General features: G+C 32.2%; 16 protein-coding genes. 11 read left to right on the forward strand and 5 right to left on the reverse strand.

The annotated features are described in order from the left end of the window. The first annotated feature begins 3 nt into the window (after positions 1 to 3). The 3 genes from J3U19_RS04945 (at position 4) to ggt (ending at position 3,821) form a co-directional block, all read left to right on the forward strand. Positions 4 to 501 carry a hypothetical protein gene (locus J3U19_RS04945; protein WP_267345568.1) on the forward strand — a complete coding sequence of 166 codons (498 nt, stop codon included), beginning with the start codon at positions 4 to 6 and terminating at the stop codon, positions 499 to 501. A gap of 14 nt (positions 502 to 515) precedes the next feature. Next, positions 516 to 1,859 carry a PTS cellobiose transporter subunit IIC gene (celB, locus tag J3U19_RS04950; RefSeq protein WP_267340583.1) on the forward strand — a complete coding sequence of 448 codons (1,344 nt, stop codon included), beginning with the start codon at positions 516 to 518 and terminating at the stop codon, positions 1,857 to 1,859. A gap of 315 nt (positions 1,860 to 2,174) precedes the next feature. Beyond that, positions 2,175 to 3,821, forward strand: coding sequence for a gamma-glutamyltransferase (gene ggt / locus J3U19_RS04955; RefSeq protein WP_267345569.1), 1,647 nt, complete (start codon positions 2,175 to 2,177; stop codon positions 3,819 to 3,821). Between the two features lie 102 nt (positions 3,822 to 3,923). On the opposite strand, the gene rplI is transcribed toward ggt, so the two are convergent. The 4 genes from rplI to rpsF are packed head-to-tail and all read right to left on the reverse strand — an operon-like array spanning position 3,924 to position 5,303. Then, the gene (gene rplI, locus J3U19_RS04960; protein WP_039129438.1) at positions 3,924 to 4,373 is read right to left on the reverse strand and encodes a 50S ribosomal protein L9; all 450 of its coding nucleotides are present in this window, start codon (positions 4,371 to 4,373) and stop codon (positions 3,924 to 3,926) included. A gap of 22 nt (positions 4,374 to 4,395) precedes the next feature. Beyond that, positions 4,396 to 4,623, reverse strand: a complete 228-nt coding sequence (rpsR, locus tag J3U19_RS04965; RefSeq protein ID WP_025314965.1) for a 30S ribosomal protein S18 — start codon at positions 4,621 to 4,623, stop codon at positions 4,396 to 4,398. A gap of 4 nt (positions 4,624 to 4,627) precedes the next feature. Beyond that, positions 4,628 to 4,933 carry a primosomal replication protein N gene (priB, locus tag J3U19_RS04970; protein WP_416380308.1) on the reverse strand — a complete coding sequence of 102 codons (306 nt, stop codon included), beginning with the start codon at positions 4,931 to 4,933 and terminating at the stop codon, positions 4,628 to 4,630. Next, a complete protein-coding gene (rpsF, locus tag J3U19_RS04975; protein ID WP_267340580.1) occupies positions 4,920 to 5,303 on the reverse strand; it encodes a 30S ribosomal protein S6 in 384 nt (127 codons plus the stop codon). The genes priB and rpsF overlap by 14 nt, the downstream gene beginning before the upstream one ends. A gap of 478 nt (positions 5,304 to 5,781) precedes the next feature. Between rpsF and J3U19_RS04980 the strand changes: the two genes are divergently transcribed. The 5 genes from J3U19_RS04980 (at position 5,782) to J3U19_RS05000 (ending at position 11,180) form a co-directional block, all read left to right on the forward strand. Beyond that, positions 5,782 to 6,129, forward strand: a complete 348-nt coding sequence (locus J3U19_RS04980) for an HIT domain-containing protein (RefSeq protein ID WP_267345572.1) — start codon at positions 5,782 to 5,784, stop codon at positions 6,127 to 6,129. 3 nt (positions 6,130 to 6,132) lie between these two features. Continuing rightward, entirely contained in the window at positions 6,133 to 6,756 is a 624-nt protein-coding gene (locus J3U19_RS04985; protein ID WP_267340576.1) for a penicillin-binding protein activator LpoB, read from the forward strand. Further along, positions 6,756 to 7,799, forward strand: a complete 1,044-nt coding sequence (gene nagZ, locus J3U19_RS04990) for a beta-N-acetylhexosaminidase (RefSeq protein ID WP_267345574.1) — start codon at positions 6,756 to 6,758, stop codon at positions 7,797 to 7,799. The genes J3U19_RS04985 and nagZ overlap by 1 nt, the downstream gene beginning before the upstream one ends. Further along, complete coding sequence (locus tag J3U19_RS04995) at positions 7,780 to 9,021, forward strand: sigma 54-interacting transcriptional regulator (RefSeq protein ID WP_267340574.1); 1,242 nt, start codon at positions 7,780 to 7,782, stop codon at positions 9,019 to 9,021. Before nagZ ends, J3U19_RS04995 begins: the two co-directional genes overlap by 20 nt. Before the next feature lie 626 nt (positions 9,022 to 9,647). Continuing rightward, on the forward strand, positions 9,648 to 11,180 hold the full coding sequence (locus J3U19_RS05000) for a hypothetical protein (RefSeq protein ID WP_267340573.1): 1,533 nt from the start codon (positions 9,648 to 9,650) through the stop codon (positions 11,178 to 11,180). A gap of 99 nt (positions 11,181 to 11,279) precedes the next feature. Here the strand turns inward: J3U19_RS05000 and J3U19_RS05005 are convergent, their stop codons facing one another. Continuing rightward, on the reverse strand, positions 11,280 to 13,571 hold the full coding sequence (locus J3U19_RS05005; RefSeq protein ID WP_267340572.1) for a glycosyltransferase: 2,292 nt from the start codon (positions 13,569 to 13,571) through the stop codon (positions 11,280 to 11,282). A 187-nt stretch (positions 13,572 to 13,758) separates the two neighbouring features. Here J3U19_RS05005 and rfbB point away from each other — a divergent pair, with 187 nt between their 5' ends. Genes rfbB through rfbC form a run of 3 tightly spaced genes read left to right on the forward strand, consistent with a single transcriptional unit; the run spans position 13,759 to position 16,248 of the window. Then, positions 13,759 to 14,826: a dTDP-glucose 4,6-dehydratase gene (gene rfbB, locus J3U19_RS05010; protein WP_416380309.1), complete on the forward strand. Its 1,068-nt coding sequence runs from the start codon at positions 13,759 to 13,761 to the stop codon at positions 14,824 to 14,826. Positions 14,827 to 14,842: 16 nt separating this feature from the next. Then, positions 14,843 to 15,709 carry a glucose-1-phosphate thymidylyltransferase RfbA gene (rfbA, locus tag J3U19_RS05015; RefSeq protein ID WP_267340569.1) on the forward strand — a complete coding sequence of 289 codons (867 nt, stop codon included), beginning with the start codon at positions 14,843 to 14,845 and terminating at the stop codon, positions 15,707 to 15,709. Positions 15,710 to 15,717: 8 nt separating this feature from the next. Beyond that, complete coding sequence (gene rfbC / locus J3U19_RS05020; protein WP_267340567.1) at positions 15,718 to 16,248, forward strand: dTDP-4-dehydrorhamnose 3,5-epimerase; 531 nt, start codon at positions 15,718 to 15,720, stop codon at positions 16,246 to 16,248.

Consider the following 16,248-nt stretch of genomic DNA (forward strand, 5'->3'; position numbering starts at 1 on the left):
GTGATGAATACTCCACTAGAAAACCAATTTAAGATGCATAAACAAATCAGTATGACTAGTCTCTATTTTAATCGCTTTTTAGCAGTTCGTTATACCACAGCATTTTTTCTATTTTTGAATCTTTACTGGACAATTTTTTTGATGGGAAGCTTAACAATAGCTATCTTATTACCACTCATACTCATTATTCTTGCTACCTTAACCAGTGTCGAGCAAATTAAACTTTATCGGAGTCATCAAAACCATTTACGATATGCTAGTCTTTTCTATCGAATGATGTTGATAAGTGGCATTATGCTCATTGTTTCAATTTATACTCCATTATTTTACTTTTTCTTTCCATTTTTAAAATATTCCCAAGAGGCTTTAAAAGTATTAGTAAGTATTTTGGCAGTAAGTTTAGTTTTTACAATTTTTATACTGATTAAACTGAAAAAGATTGAGCGTAATGAGGACAAACATTTTAAGAGAATTCAAGCTTATCAAGAAATCATTAATTAAATGAGGAAAACAAAATGAATAACGGATTTGTGTTGTTACAAAAATATTTAATGACTCCGATGGCGAAAATATCGCAGTTTAAAATTGTTCGAGCAGTAATGGCGGCGGGAATGGCATCAGTTCCTTTTTGCATTGTGGGATCGATGTTTTTAGTATTTAATACCTTACCGATGACATTTATGGGATTAGAAACCGCTTTTGAAAATTCTGTTTTCAAAATAAGAGATCTTTATATGATAGCTAACACTGCAACAATGGGCATATTAGCGCTTTATTTTAACATTGTTGTTGGTTATGAATTAACTAAAATTGAGGAAGAAGAAACAGGCTTAAAAGTTAATGCCCTTAATGGTGCAATGCTATCTGTTTTCGCTTTCATTATGACATTGCCAGAATTAGTTATGCAAAATGGAACGATAGTTTTATATAATGACCAAAATGAAGCCGTCTATAACGGATTAAGTCTAAACCCTTTTGTTGTTAGGTTAGGAACTTCAGGTATTTTTATTGCAATTGTTATGGCAATTTTAGCCACACAACTTTATTTTATGTGTGTACGTCGTAATTGGGTGGTTAAAATGCCTGAAACCGTTCCATTGGGGGTATCACGATCATTTACTGCACTTATACCAACATTCGTCATCGCATTTGCAATTATTATTTTAAACGGTATTTTGATTTATTTTGGTACCGACATTTTTAATATCATCGGTATTCCATTTATCTTCGTAACCAATTTAACTAAAAGCTGGCTTGGTATTATGGTGATACTATTTTTAATCCATGCTCTTTGGGTTGTTGGTATTCACGGCGCAAGTATCATTGGTGCATTTATTACACCGATAATGCTTACCAATATGAATGAAAATGTTGGCGGAGCAGCAATTCCGTTTGCTGGAGAATTTAATAACTCCTTAGTAATTTTAGGTGGTTCAGGTTCAACACTTCTTATGACATTCTTTATTGCTTTTTGTGCTAAATCAAGCCAATTAAAGATTTTAGGTCGTGCATCTGCCGTTCCTGCGATATTTAATATTAATGAACCAATTATTTTTGGTATGCCTATTGTATATAACCCATATCTAGCTTTACCATTTTTATTAGCACCAATGGCATGTGGTACTCTGGGCTATTTTGCTATCAATTATGGCTTTATGAATCCAATCATTGCGTTAATACCTTGGCCTTCTCCAATGGGATTAGGTGCATTTATTGGGACTGGTGGTGATTATCGTGCTATATTTGTGGCCATACTTTCTGCAATCTTGGCTCTACTAATTTATCTTCCATTTGTAAAAATTTATGATAATAAGCTTTATAAAGAAGAAAAAGCCAAAATTGGAAATCAAGAACAATGAGCTTAATTGCTGATGAATTGAAAAGAGTGTAGATAATTGTATGTGATTAATTACGCTCTTTCTATTTTCCTGAGTTTCTACCTGAAAAGTAAATAAAGCCCAAAGTTAGATTATCCTGATTTTATTATTGATTATTATTTGCTCACATCCTTGATTTTATATGGTACGTTGATTAATAGCTTTTCATTAAATACACAATCTCAAGTTTATTTATTTTTTATTTATGGGAAGAAATTAATCATTTATTTTAGGAGATCTAAAATGTTCTATTTTAAACATAGGTTGATCAAGTATAGCTGTTTTGTTGTGTTTTTAATGATAAGTTGGCAAGTAATTCCAACTGAAAATATCCAACCAAAATTTGAATCTGGAGCGGTTGCCTCTCCTGATTATTATGGAGCCATCGCTGCCAAAGAGATGTTAACCAAAAATGGTAATGCTGTCGATGCGGCTGTAGCTACAGCTTTTACATTAGCGGTCACTTATCCTGAAGCAGGTAATATAGGTGGTGGCGGATTTATGACACTTTGGTTCGATGGTAAGCCATATTTTCTTGATTATCGTGAAGTGGCCCCTGCCAAAGCAAATAAAGATATGTTTCTTGATGATAATAAAAATGTCATCGATAATTTGAGTTTATATTCTCATAAAGCGTCCGGAGTTCCAGGTACAGTAGCAGGTATGTGGGCTGTTCATCAACGCTTTGGTCGGTTAACTTGGAAAGAAGTTATGGCGCCAGCAATTCGATTTGCTCAAGATGGATTTATGGTTGATAAGCAATTAGTGACTCGTTATCAAGAAATAGAACAAACGGCACCTACCAATGGTCACTTTAAACACTATTTTGGTACTATGCGAGCAGGGCAGATGTTTAAACAACCTGAACTAAGTAAAGTATTACAACGTATTGCAATTCAGGGTAGTGATGGATTTTATAAAGGAAAAACCGCTAAATTAATAGCGCGGCAAATGTCAAATAATAACGGTTTAATCACCGAAAGTGATTTAGCTAATTATCAAGCAAAATGGCGCAATCCTTTAGTAGCTGATTGGCACGATATGCAGATCATTACAGCACCACCACCAAGCTCAGGTGGAGTAGGTTTAATTCAATTATTATCTATGAAACAAGAGTTATCTAATGATTTTAAAAATATTAAAGTTAATTCATCACAGTATATTCACTTATTGGCAGAGATAGAAAAACGTGTTTTTGCCGATCGAGCTGAATATATGGGAGATCCTGATTTTGTAACAGTACCCGTCTCTCAATTAATTGATACTCATTATATGGCTCACAGAGCAAAACAAGTTAATCCAAAAAGCATTTCTAAAACTGAACAGGTTAAACCTGGTTTGGATAGTCGTGAAAAATTACAAACAACCCATTTTTCTATTGTGGATAAATGGGGTAATGCGGCTTCTAACACCTATACACTTAATGGTTGGTTTGGTTCTGCTGTCGTTGTACAAGGTACGGGTATTATACTAAATAATGAGTTGGATGATTTTAGTAGTAAACCAGGCGTTGCTAACCAATTTGGCGTTATAGGTAAAGATGCAAATGCAATAGAACCATATAAACGACCTTTATCCTCTATGTCACCAACTATCTTCATAAAAGATAATAATGTTGTAATGGTTATTGGTACGCCTGGTGGCTCAAGAATTTTTACCTCCATCTTTCAAGTTGTAGCTAATGTTTTTGATAATCATATGTCTCTTAAACAAGCTGTACAGGCACCACGCTATCATCATCAATTATTACCAAGTAATATTATTTATATCGAAAGTTTTCAAAATAGTGTTCCAGAACCATTGAAGACTGAGCTAGAGCAGATGGGATATAGTTTTTATCAACAAGATTTTAGTGGGGATATTCAGGTTATAAAAATTAGAAATAATGAACCTATTGCAGTATCAGATATCCGTGGGCGGGGTAAAGCAATAATTGTAAAATAAAACATTTATAATAGTAATTTATTTGATTGTATCGAATAAATTGCTAGTAACAGATAATAAAAAAAACCCGCCAATTTGACGGGTTTCTTTATTGAATGATAATTATTCAGGAATAATTTCAATAATAAGTTTAGCAAAAGCTTCGCTGTGTACTTGGAAGAACACTTCGTGTTCACCAGTTGTACGTAACACACCATTTGGTAAACGAACTTCGCTTTTTGATACTTGAACACCACGAGCTTTAACTGCATCAGCGATATCACGAGTACCGATAGAACCAAATAAACGACCTTCGTCACCAGCTTTAGAAGCAATGGTTACTTTTTCAAGTGCGTTAATTTCGTTTACACGTTGTTCAGCGGCTTTTAATGTTTCAGCAAGTTTTGCTTCTAAATCAGCACGACGCGCTTCAAAGAATTCAATATTCTTTTTAGTAGCTGGTACTGCTTTACCTTGTGGAATTAAAAAGTTACGTGCGTAACCCGCTTTAACATTAACTTGGTCGCCTAAGCTGCCTAAATTAGCAACTTTATCGAGTAGAATAATTTGCATTATATGTTCCCTCTGTTGCTAATTACTGATGGTTGTCAGTATATGGTAATAATGCCAAGTAACGAGCGCGTTTAATAGCGCGAGCTAATTGACGTTGATATTTTGCGCTAGTACCAGTAATACGGCTTGGTACAATTTTACCACTTTCTGTGATATAGCTTTTTAATAAAGAAACATCTTTATAATCAATTTCTTTAACGCCTTCTGCTGTAAAACGGCAGAATTTGCGACGACGGAAATAACGTGCCATTTGGCTATTCTCCTAATAGTTTAACTTGGTCAGCATGTAAAACAAGTTGGCTTGTTTTATTACGTTTTGTGTGAGTACTTATAAAACCACTCACTAAAACTTTGCTGCCTTTTTTTATGTAACTTAACTCTTGTTGTCCACTGACAATTACAGGTACTATGCACCATGCTTGTCGGGTAAGTTCTGCTTCAATTTGTTTAGAGACATGTTCTAAATAAAACTGACAATGCGAGATCCCACTTGGACTCACTTTTCGCATCGGTGTTTTTTTTACAATACCCGATAACACTAAACGATTATTCGTCAGAATCATCGTCCATGTTTACTTCGCTAAAATCTTCTTCAGAGTTACGACGCTCATCTTTAGCTTTTAACATAGGTGAAGTTTCAGTTACAGAATTTTTGGTACGCATAATTAAACTGCGAATTACTGCATCATTAAAACGGAAGTTATCTTCAAGTTCATTAACAGCTTCTTGAGTTGCTTCAACATTCATTAACACATAATGTGCTTTGTGCAGCTTTTCGATAGGATAGGCTAATTGACGACGACCCCAATCTTCTAAGCGATGAATTTTACCACCATCAGTGGTTAATGTACCAGTATAACGTTCAATCATACCCGGTACTTGTTCACTTTGATCTGGGTGAACCATAAATACTATTTCGTAATGACGCATTATCGCTCCCTACGGATTAATCAGCTTTCTGTCGGGGCAACCGTAACCCATTGAAAGCAAGGAACATGAAAATAAACGGTTGAAATCGACGGGGCATTATATATCAACTTATTTTAATTGACAAATGAATATATTAAGATTGTCTTCACGTAGACTTAAATTTATATTTAGAAATTTAAGTCTGGGTATAATACTAATGAATCGGTATAGACTCCTGAATAATTTTTACAAAAGTCCGTTTTTTTGATTTTAAATTTGTTTTTGTAAATCATTCTTGACAAAAATCTTGTTGCCTTTTGATTAAACATAAGCTATTTAATAAAATGGCTAGTAGGCTGGTTCTGATATTTTTTATATTTAAATAAAAGGCTACACGCTAAAATGTAACGATATCTATACATTATTGATATCAAAATATGTTATGCTTGAGCCAATACAATTTTTTACTTATAGACATACGATAAAAAGGAGAAACGTGATGGCTCGGGAAACTATTTTTAGTAAAATTATTCGGAAAGAAATTCCTTCTGATATTGTTTTTCAAGACGATAAAGTGACCGCTTTTCGTGATATATCGCCTCAAGCTCCGACACATATTTTAATTATTCCAAATAAACTTATTCCTACCGTTAACGATATTCAAGAAGAAGATGAGATTGTACTTGGGCATATGGTGCTTGTTGCCGCAAAAATAGCCAAAAAGGAAGGTATTGATGAAAGTGGTTACCGTTTAATTATGAACTGTAATAAAGATGCGGGACAAGAAGTCTTTCATATTCACATGCATTTGTTGGGTGGAAAAAAATTAGGTCGATTAATAGGTTAATATATGAAACAGATAAAACGCATAGTTGTTACTTCGGCAATAGCTTTTGTTTTAACGGGTTGTCATCTTTTAGATAATATGAGCGGAACAGTAACGCCTCCAGTTATTGTAAAACCTTCTGATGGAGATGTGATTGAAACCCCACCTTTAATCACTATGAAAACGGATTGGTATACAATTTTATCACCATTTACAAATAAATTGATGAATGATTTATCTTCTTTAAATGATGAAAACAAAATTTTGTTAATTAGTGATATTCAAAATCGAAGTGGTGATTATCTGGTAAATAACCAAATTGATGAAGTGTTACATCAGTTAATGAATAAACAAAATAAATTTACTGTCGCCAGTCGACAATCTATCAATCAAGCTAAACAAGCGTTGGGCATTTCGCCTGATGATAAGTTGGTTTCTCGGGGTAAAATGATTGGATTAGCCAAATCAATGAATGCTAGTTATGTTCTTTTTACCACTATTTACAAAATACCGACTGAGAATGACGACGCTAATCTTTCTATGGAATTAATTTCAACCCGAACAGGTGAAATCTTAAATCGGGTAACATCTAAAGATTTTCCTAAGCAACGTACCATAGATAATCATTTTAGTGAGGCAAGTAAGTAATGGGGCCATTACTGATCGATCTTGATGGCATATCGCTTACCGATGATGATAAAAGATTACTTCAAAATCCATTGGTTGCTGGTGTGATTCTATTTAGCCGTAATTATCAAGAACCAAAACAGTTGAGCGAATTGATAAAGCAGATCCGTGCGGCATCTAGTGAGCGATTATTAATTTCAGTCGATCATGAAGGCGGGCGCGTTCAACGCTTTAAACAGGGATTTACTCTTATTCCACCAGCACAAGCTTTTGCTGCACTTAACGATATTGAACATGCTAAATCATTAGCATTTGATGCGGGTTGGGTATTAGCTATGGAGCTGATTGCTTTTGATATTGATCTCAGTTTCGCACCGGTGTTAGATTTGGGTCATGACTGTTTAGCGATAGGGAGTCGATCCTTTCATTCTGATATTAATATTGCTTATCAAATTGCTTCAGCTATGATTGATGGTATGCATGTGGCAGGGATGAAAACTACAGGAAAACATTTTCCTGGTCATGGTCATGTTATTGCCGATTCACACAAAGAAACACCTATTGATGATCGTAAAAAGTTATTGATTGAACAAGATATGCAAATTTTCTCAAAACTTATTATGGATAATCAACTTGATGCAATTATGCCCGCACATGTGATTTATCCTGCATTTGATGATAAACCAGCCAGTGGGTCGTCATACTGGCTCAAAACAGTGCTTCGAAAACAGTTACATTTTAAGGGTGTGATTTTTTCTGATGATTTATCAATGGAAGGTGCATCAGTAATGGGAAATCATGCTCAACGAGCACAGGCTGCATTAGCCGCAGGGTGCGATCTGCTTTTAGCTTGTAATAATCGACAAGGTTCATTAGCGATTTTGAATCAGTTGATGTTTTTAAATAAAATTCAGCCTCTAGCAACAAATAAAGCAAAACTTTTATTATCCGAGACTAAAATAACCTTTGATGAATTAACTAAAAGCCTTGAGTGGCGGCATCGTCGTGATAAATTAACCAAATTAAATGAAAAATGGGCAGATTATGCAAGCAGCAATCATTGAAATCAATAATAACCAACAATTAGTTACCTATAATCAACAAGCTGGTCAACTGATTTCGTCTGATATGTTAAATTTAAATCAACCTTTTAATTATCAAAATGTATTTTCTCTCGATAACACGGTTAATTTGGACACGCAGGATGACACGATTATTGTAATAAATAGTCAATACTATTTATTACAAAAAGTAGTGGAATCGTTAAGAACAATATTTATCATACAATCAATTGAGTACTTAAAAAAACGGTTATCGAAAATTAATGTCGTTGATCAACAGGCTTTTGATATTTTTGCTACACAAAGCGCTATTATGCAAAAACTTATTGCACAGGCAAAAGCATTTTCAATGCAGCGTGAACCATTATTAATATCGGGTGAAACAGGAACCGGCAAAGACTTGCTTGCCCATGCTTGTCATCAATACAGTTCACGTGGCGATCAAATCTTTTTAGCATTAAATTGTGCCGCTATGCCAGATGACGTGGTTGAAAGCGAGTTATACGGTCATGCTGCGGGAGCTTATCTTGGTGCTGTTGAGAGCAAAAAAGGTTTTTTTGAGCAAGCGAACGGCGGTTCAGTTTTACTAGATGGTATTGATGAAATGTCATTTCAAATGCAAACTAAATTACTACGTTTTATTAATGATGGCTATTTTCGACGTGTTGGTGATGATGATGAAGTTTATGTAGATGTACGTATTATTTGTGCAACTAAAGGTGATTTAGCTGGTTTAGTTGAACAAGGTAAATTTAGAAAAGATCTTTATTATCGTATAAATGTTTTACCTCTTAATCTACCGTCATTGCAAGAACGTAAAGATGATATTGCCTCGCTTACACAAATTTTTGTGGATGAATTTGCTCATAAACAAGGCATTATTTCACCTACTATTGATGCTAGTGTGATTGATTGTTTTAAACGCTATCCTTGGCCTGGCAATGTAAGACAACTTAAAAATGTCCTCTATTCAGCTTTGGCACAACTGAAATCGTCAACATTAACAGCCAAAGATATTGTGTTACCAACAGAAAATCGTGCCCAATTATCATGGGTTAATAATATGGAAAATAAAACTCTTGATGAAATGACGAAACAGTTTGAAAAAGAAATCTTAAAAAGCTTGTATATTGAATACCCAAGTTCCAGAAAACTTGCAAAAAGATTGGGGGTTTCACATACTGCTATTGCTAATAAGCTTAGGGATTATGGAATAGGTAGATAAATACACTTAGCGATTGATTCAAATTGAATTATTTCAATTAAATCAATCTATTTATTATCTGTGCTTGAAGTTTTTTAAAAAAAGTATGTTAAAATGATATAAAAATTAAAAAAACTGTATCATGAGTAAGGTAATTATAGGAGTTTTATCTAGCCTTTATTATTATTGGCTTCTGTCTATTTGATTATCGAAACAAAAATGACTTCACCAATGTTAAAGAGAAACAGAAAAGAAGAAAAACTAGTCCTACAAGATTCATTTAAAGTAACCGATTATATTAATATAGGACTTACTACTTATGTTGCCTCCATGATTAAATATACAAAATAGCAAATAAGCTATTTAAAGTTGTTATGATAATAGTGGTTATTTTATTGTACTTTATAAGGTAGAGATTTTACCCAATTACTTCAAGGATGACATCAATCACGCTAAATTAAAAAATAATAGGGTCTATCATTCTTATGCATATTTCAAAGCCATTTATGACGTAATGAGCAATAATTAATTGGATTCTAATAATTAATATTATTTTTATCCCTCATTGTTTTATTTCTCATACTGAAAATAAACTAGCTTTAACGTCAAAAGTTAATTTATTAATTGAATAGTAGGGTTAAGTGTTTATGTTAAAAGTATTGATATGTACTAATCATATGGCAAGCATTGGTGGTTCTGAAATAGTTGCATTAGAAGTTGCAGAATCCTTCAAGAAAAACAACTATTTGGTAGATATTGTGGCGAATTACATAGGTTCTCCTATAATTGAGATCGCTAAAAATTCTGATATCAATTTATTCACAACCGATGAATTACCAAATCCCTTTAATTACGATATTGTTTGGTCTCAACATCAGGTATTACCAATTCTTGTAAATCATTATATTGAAAGTTTTAATAGTAAAACTTTCTTTGTTTTTGCGCATTTATCCCCTTATGAACATTTAGAGAGTTTTGGTTTATATACTGAAAGGTTATTAGCTAACAAAATTTTATTTAATAGTGAAGAAACTTATAATCATTTTAGTAAATTTGGGATTCCTACTAATCTTTGTGAAGTTTTTTATAACGCCGCTCCCTCAGAGTTTTTTTGTGAAAAAGATTCTAATAATGAACAATTAAAGAATATACTTTTAGTTAGTAATCATCCACCACAAGAGATGTTAGATGCACTAGAAATTTTAAAAAATGAACATGGATTAAACATAATAAATATTGGTGTAAGAGGAAATGTAGTAAGATTGACATCGAAAATGGTTGAAGAAGCTGATGCTATTATTACAATAGGAAAAACAGTACAATATGCCATTGTTAGTAACACTCCTGTTTACTGCTATGACCATTTTGGTGGAGTAGGGTGGATATTGCTCGAAAATTATAAAATCGCAGAACAGTTTAATTATTCTGGAAGATGTTGTTTAAGGCGAATATCTTCGAGTGAAATTGTTGAGGAAATAATAACTTATTTTCCAAAAGCTAAATGTGATGTATCAAAAATCAAGAGTGAAACTTTAGATAAATACAGCTTAGATAAATATATTAGAACTATAATCATTAACTCTAAAGAAAATATTTTAAGAAAAACTTTAAATTTGGGGGAACGTCAAAAGATAAGATTGGAATCAGAAATCGTAAAATCTATTAAGCAATATTATAATGCATACAATAGTTTATTATTAGAGCATAAACAACTGTTGTATAATAACAATGAATTAATCATTAAAAATGCTGAATTACAATCTCAAAAAAGTGTGATGTGTTCAAAGGTCGATGATCAAAATTTAAAACATCAAGAACTTTTAACGAAATACGAAGAACTTTTAGCAACGCATCAAGAGCTTTTGTCGAAATATCAAGAATTTTCAACAAAAATTCACGATCTTTCAAATAATTATGAAGAACTTTCAATAAAACATCAAAAAATATCTGATACTAATAAGGTATTAATAGAGCAAAAAGAATCTATTTCAAACAAACTGAGCCAATTACTTGAAGACTATAATAATCAATTATCGAAAAATCAGCTCATTTTAGATAACTATAACCTATTACTTAATTCATACAATAAATTAGAAACTCGATATTATAAATATAAAAATACATTTTTTAAAAGATTAGCACGAAAAATTAAAAGACTTTATAACAAAAATGTTGATTAAGTTTATTATAAGAAAAACAATCTTTTATATGTTATTCAGTGATAAAAAACATAATAAAAAGATTGTTTTACATTGATTAGTCGTCAAAAATTAACCATGTTACATTTTTGAAGCTTCTTTCCATAGTTTATCTAAGTTTAAATTTAATATTAAATCCGAAATGCCTCTTGGATTATGCATCAACAATGGATCTAACTTTACAACCCAACTGTGGTCTTTGCTTCTCTCTCCTTGCGCTCCAATATCAAACACCAATGTCGGTATTTTTAAAGCTAAAGCGATTGATAATGTATAAGAGAAAGTCTCTTCCCATATACTAGGTAACAATATCAAATCAGGGGAAATCTCTCTGAGCAAGTTAATACATTCTTCATCATTTTGATATTTACCAGTCACTTGGACATTATTTGTTTGCATTACATGTTGATCATCAGAATTACTGTAACCAACTAAAAAATAAGATAATTTCAAGTCTCGGTTTTTTGCATCGATGGCCAATGTAGCTAATAATTGTGATCCTTTTTCAATGCTTAATGCGCCTATAGATGCAATTTTTATTATATCTTTATTTTTATTTCGTTGTGCCGGAATAATATTATTGAACACATTTTCATGTGGAATAACATCAATATTTATTTCAGGAAAATCAAATAATATTATGTCACGAGCTCGATTAGATGGCGCTTCGATCTTAGAACATTTATTAAAAAACAGGTTGTAAGCCTTATGCTTTGCAATAGCATCGGAAATATTCATCTCATAATCAGCAGGTAACGATTTTCCGTTGTTCCAAATATTTCTTTGAGCAATAGTTGGTATACCTTTATAAATATGTTCTGGACTCAACAGTTTATAATCATACGACATGCATGCGTAGTCATGGACGATAAACTTATAAATCCAATCTGATGATGCAAAATAGTACAGAAGTTTTTCATGATGATGCCAATCAAGACCAGCAAAACTATTGATATGTATTAAAGTTGGTTGAATAGTTTTTAAAAAGAAGTTTAAAAATGCAAAATCACAACTTAAAGATAAATTCTTTAAATTAGGTATTTCTAAGTGATAATTTTCTGGAATTTCAATTGAATAACATTTTTTATCATGAACTTTTAATAGAATGCAATCAATATTTTGATTTCTAAACTGTTTTACTATTTGTTTTAGATAAGTATTGATACCACCATCCCATGCATGAGAGACAATCACAACAGTTTTTCGATTTTCAAGTTTTAATTTTAATCTGGCAATATCTAAATTACGTCTAAGGACTAAAACCGGATCAACATTGATAAAATGATGCACCATGTTTAAATAATTTGGATGCTTCAGTTTTAAGGCATTTTCCCCTTTTTTCATATTTTCGGCTTTTATAGCAGAAAAAGACACAGAACCAACATGAAATACAAAGACATCTCCGATAATAATATTCTTGAAACCGGCGTGAAGTGCCCTCATGCAAAAATCATTTTCTTCACCGTATCCAACTTTGAAAGCATGATCATCTAACAAACCAATTTTATCAATAACTTCTCTTCTCATATAAAAACAAAAACCTACGCCAGTTGGCGTTTCAACATAGCTCCCTTTGTTTATCTTAGCGGCTAATTGATCCAATTCAGCAGGAGTGACTTCAAGAACCTTATTATTATCTTGACAGGTAAATGGATAACTACAAATAGTGGCATTATTAGACATAGGTGTAATGGTGGCTATCGATTTATCATTATCAGCATATGCAATCATTCTTTCAAACCAACCTTCAAATACAAAGGCATCAGAATTTAATAAGATTACATCCAGATTATGAGATAAATTGCTTATGGCAAAATTAATAGTTTTAACAAATCCAAGATTTTCTTTATTGAGATGATAATCAAATAGCCCTTTTTGAGAAAGCTCTTCAAGTTTTAGATTTAATTCTTTATCAGGGCCTGCATCATTGATGACTAATAAACTATACTCATCAGTAGTTCTACTTTTTAGTGCATGATAAATTGAACATAAGGATTCATCTAAACCTTTATAAATAGGTAAGATGACGACACATCGTGTTTTAGAAGAATATTTAGCAGGTTGCAATTCATCCCATAAATGATCCTCAGGAGAAAATGGTGTAAACCATAATTTTTTTTGTAGTTCAGATTTTATTTCGCATTGGTTAAACAAATTACTACTATCTGGATTTAAGACATTACTTTTAACTGGTAACTTTTTTGATAAAATATTAAAACCAAGAAAATTTATTTTTTTAAAGCCATTCTCGCGTTTTATCACTAAGATTTTTTTTAAAAAAAATTGCTCATTTGAGTCAAGTTTTCTTTTATAAATAGTGATTCCTAAACATTTTATTTTCACTGCGGATTTTGACTTAGTTCTTTTTAACATCTATTTCCTCACCATTTATAATTCATATTTCTAAAATTATAACGCTATTTTTGATTCAATTAAACATGTAATATTATTTATTTAAGTTCAATTAACCATATGAATATTAATTCATTTAAATTCATGCTAAAGCATGATAAACTAATCCATTAATTATATTAAGTTAAACTAATTATTTCGGATTCAAATTATGAAAATAATAATTACTGGCGGTGCTGGTTTTATTGGTTCTGCAGTTGTTCGCTATCTCATAGAGCAAACCGACGATGAAGTGTTAGTTATTGATAAATTAACTTATGCAGGGAATTTAGAGTCTTTAGATAAAGTATTTAATAGTAATCGATTTCATTTTAAACAGATTGATATTTGTGATAGAAACTCTTTATCGAAAGCAATTAATGAATTTCAGCCTAATATTATTATGCATTTAGCTGCTGAAAGTCATGTTGATCGATCAATTGATAATCCGTCTACCTTTATAGAAACCAATGTAATTGGTACTTTTTCGCTTTTGGAAGAAGCATTAGCTTATTGGAAAAAATTAGATTCAGATAGGCAAAAACATTTTCGTTTTCATCATATTTCTACCGATGAAGTATATGGTGATTTACATGGTACAAACAATCTTTTTACTGAAAAAACGCCTTATTCTCCAAGTAGTCCGTATTCCGCATCTAAAGCATCGAGTGATCATTTAGTTCGTGCTTGGCATAGAACATTTAATTTACCTACAGTTATAACCAATTGTTCAAATAACTATGGTCCTTATCATTTTCCCGAAAAATTAATTCCTCTGATGATTTTAAATGCTTTAGAAGGTAAATCTTTGCCTGTTTATGGTAATGGACAACAAATTAGAGATTGGTTATATGTTGAGGATCATGCTAGAGCACTTTATCTTGTTGCCACTCAGGCAAAAAATGGAGAAACTTATAACATAGGTGGACATAATGAGCAGAAAAATATTGATGTGGTCAATATTATCTGCGAATTACTTGAAGAATTAGTGCCAACTAAGCCTTATAATATTAAACATTATAAAGATCTCATTACTAATGTTACTGATAGACCAGGTCATGATCAAAGGTATGCGATTGATGCTTCAAAAATCCATCATGATTTAGGTTGGAAGCCACAAGAAACATTTGAAAGCGGTATGCGTAAAACAGTTGAATGGTATTTGCATAATCGAGCTTGGTGTGACCATATAAAAGATGGTTCTTACGCCAGATCTAGACAAGGCATTTTAAATTAAAAGGTTAGGTTAATTTATGAAAGGAATTGTGCTTGCAGGCGGTTCGGGAACTCGGCTATATCCTATAACACGAGGTATTTCAAAACAATTACTTCCCATATATGATAAGCCTATGATTTATTATCCAATATCTGTTCTTATGATTGCTGGTATTACTGACATATTAATTATTTCAACTCCAGATGATTTACCGATGTTCAAACGACTATTAGGTGATGGTTCACGATTTGGAATTAAGCTCAGTTTTGCCGAACAACCAAGACCAGAAGGCTTGGCTCAAGCTTTTTTGATTGGTGAAGAGTTTATTAAAGGTCAAAAATGCAGTTTGATTTTAGGAGATAATTTATTTTTTGGTGAAAGTTTTGGTAAGAAACTACAAAAAGTGATGACACAAACTGAAGGAGCAACCATTTTTGGATATCAAGTTGTAGATCCAGAACGTTTTGGTGTCGTTGATTTCGATGAAAATTTTAAAGCATTATCAATAGAGGAAAAGCCAATAAAACCAAAATCAAATTGGGCTGTCACAGGACTTTATTTTTATGATGAAAATGTTGTTGAGATGGCCAAAGAGATTAAGCCTTCGTATAGAGGAGAATTGGAAATAACAACACTTAATCAAATGTATTTAGAAGCAGGATTATTAAATGTTGAAATACTTGGTAGAGGATTTTCTTGGCTCGATACAGGAACCCATGATAGTTTAATTGAAGCTTCATCTTTTGTTCAGATCATTGAAAAACGTCAAGGATTGAAAATAGCGTGTCTTGAAGAGATTGCCTATCGTAATGGTTGGTTAACTTTAGAGCAAGTAAAACAAGAAGCAGCTAATTTAGGTAAAACATTGTATGGACAATATTTATCTCAATTAATTAAAGAATAGGTAAATAAATGCAAATAATTGAAACAAAAATTCCTGATGTGAAAATAATTAATCCTAAAGTTTTTGGGGATCAACGCGGTTTTTTTTTAGAAACTTTTGAACAAAAGCGTTATCAAGAAAAGTTAAAAATCAATTTAACTTTTGTTCAAGATAATCATTCTCGGTCACAAAAAAATGTTTTAAGAGGTTTACATTTTCAAAAACAAAATCCACAAGGCAAGCTTGTTAGAGTTGTTAGAGGTGAAGTATTTGATGTGGCTGTAGATATCAGAAAAGATTCATCAACTTATGGTAAATGGGTCGGTGTTCTTCTTTCTGAAGAGAATAAGAGTCAATTGTGGATTCCTCCTGGCCTTGCTCATGGTTTTTTAGTCTTGTCTGATATCGCAGATTTTGAGTATAAATGCACCAACTATTATGATCCTAACTCCGAAGGATGTCTACTTTGGAATGATCCAACAGTAAATATTACTTGGCCAATATCAACGCCAATTTTATCTGAAAAAGACAAATTAGGTAAAACATTACAGGAGCTATAA

The organism is Gilliamella sp. B2828, from assembly GCF_026537125.1.
Taxonomy (GTDB): Bacteria; Pseudomonadota; Gammaproteobacteria; order Enterobacterales; family Orbaceae; genus Gilliamella.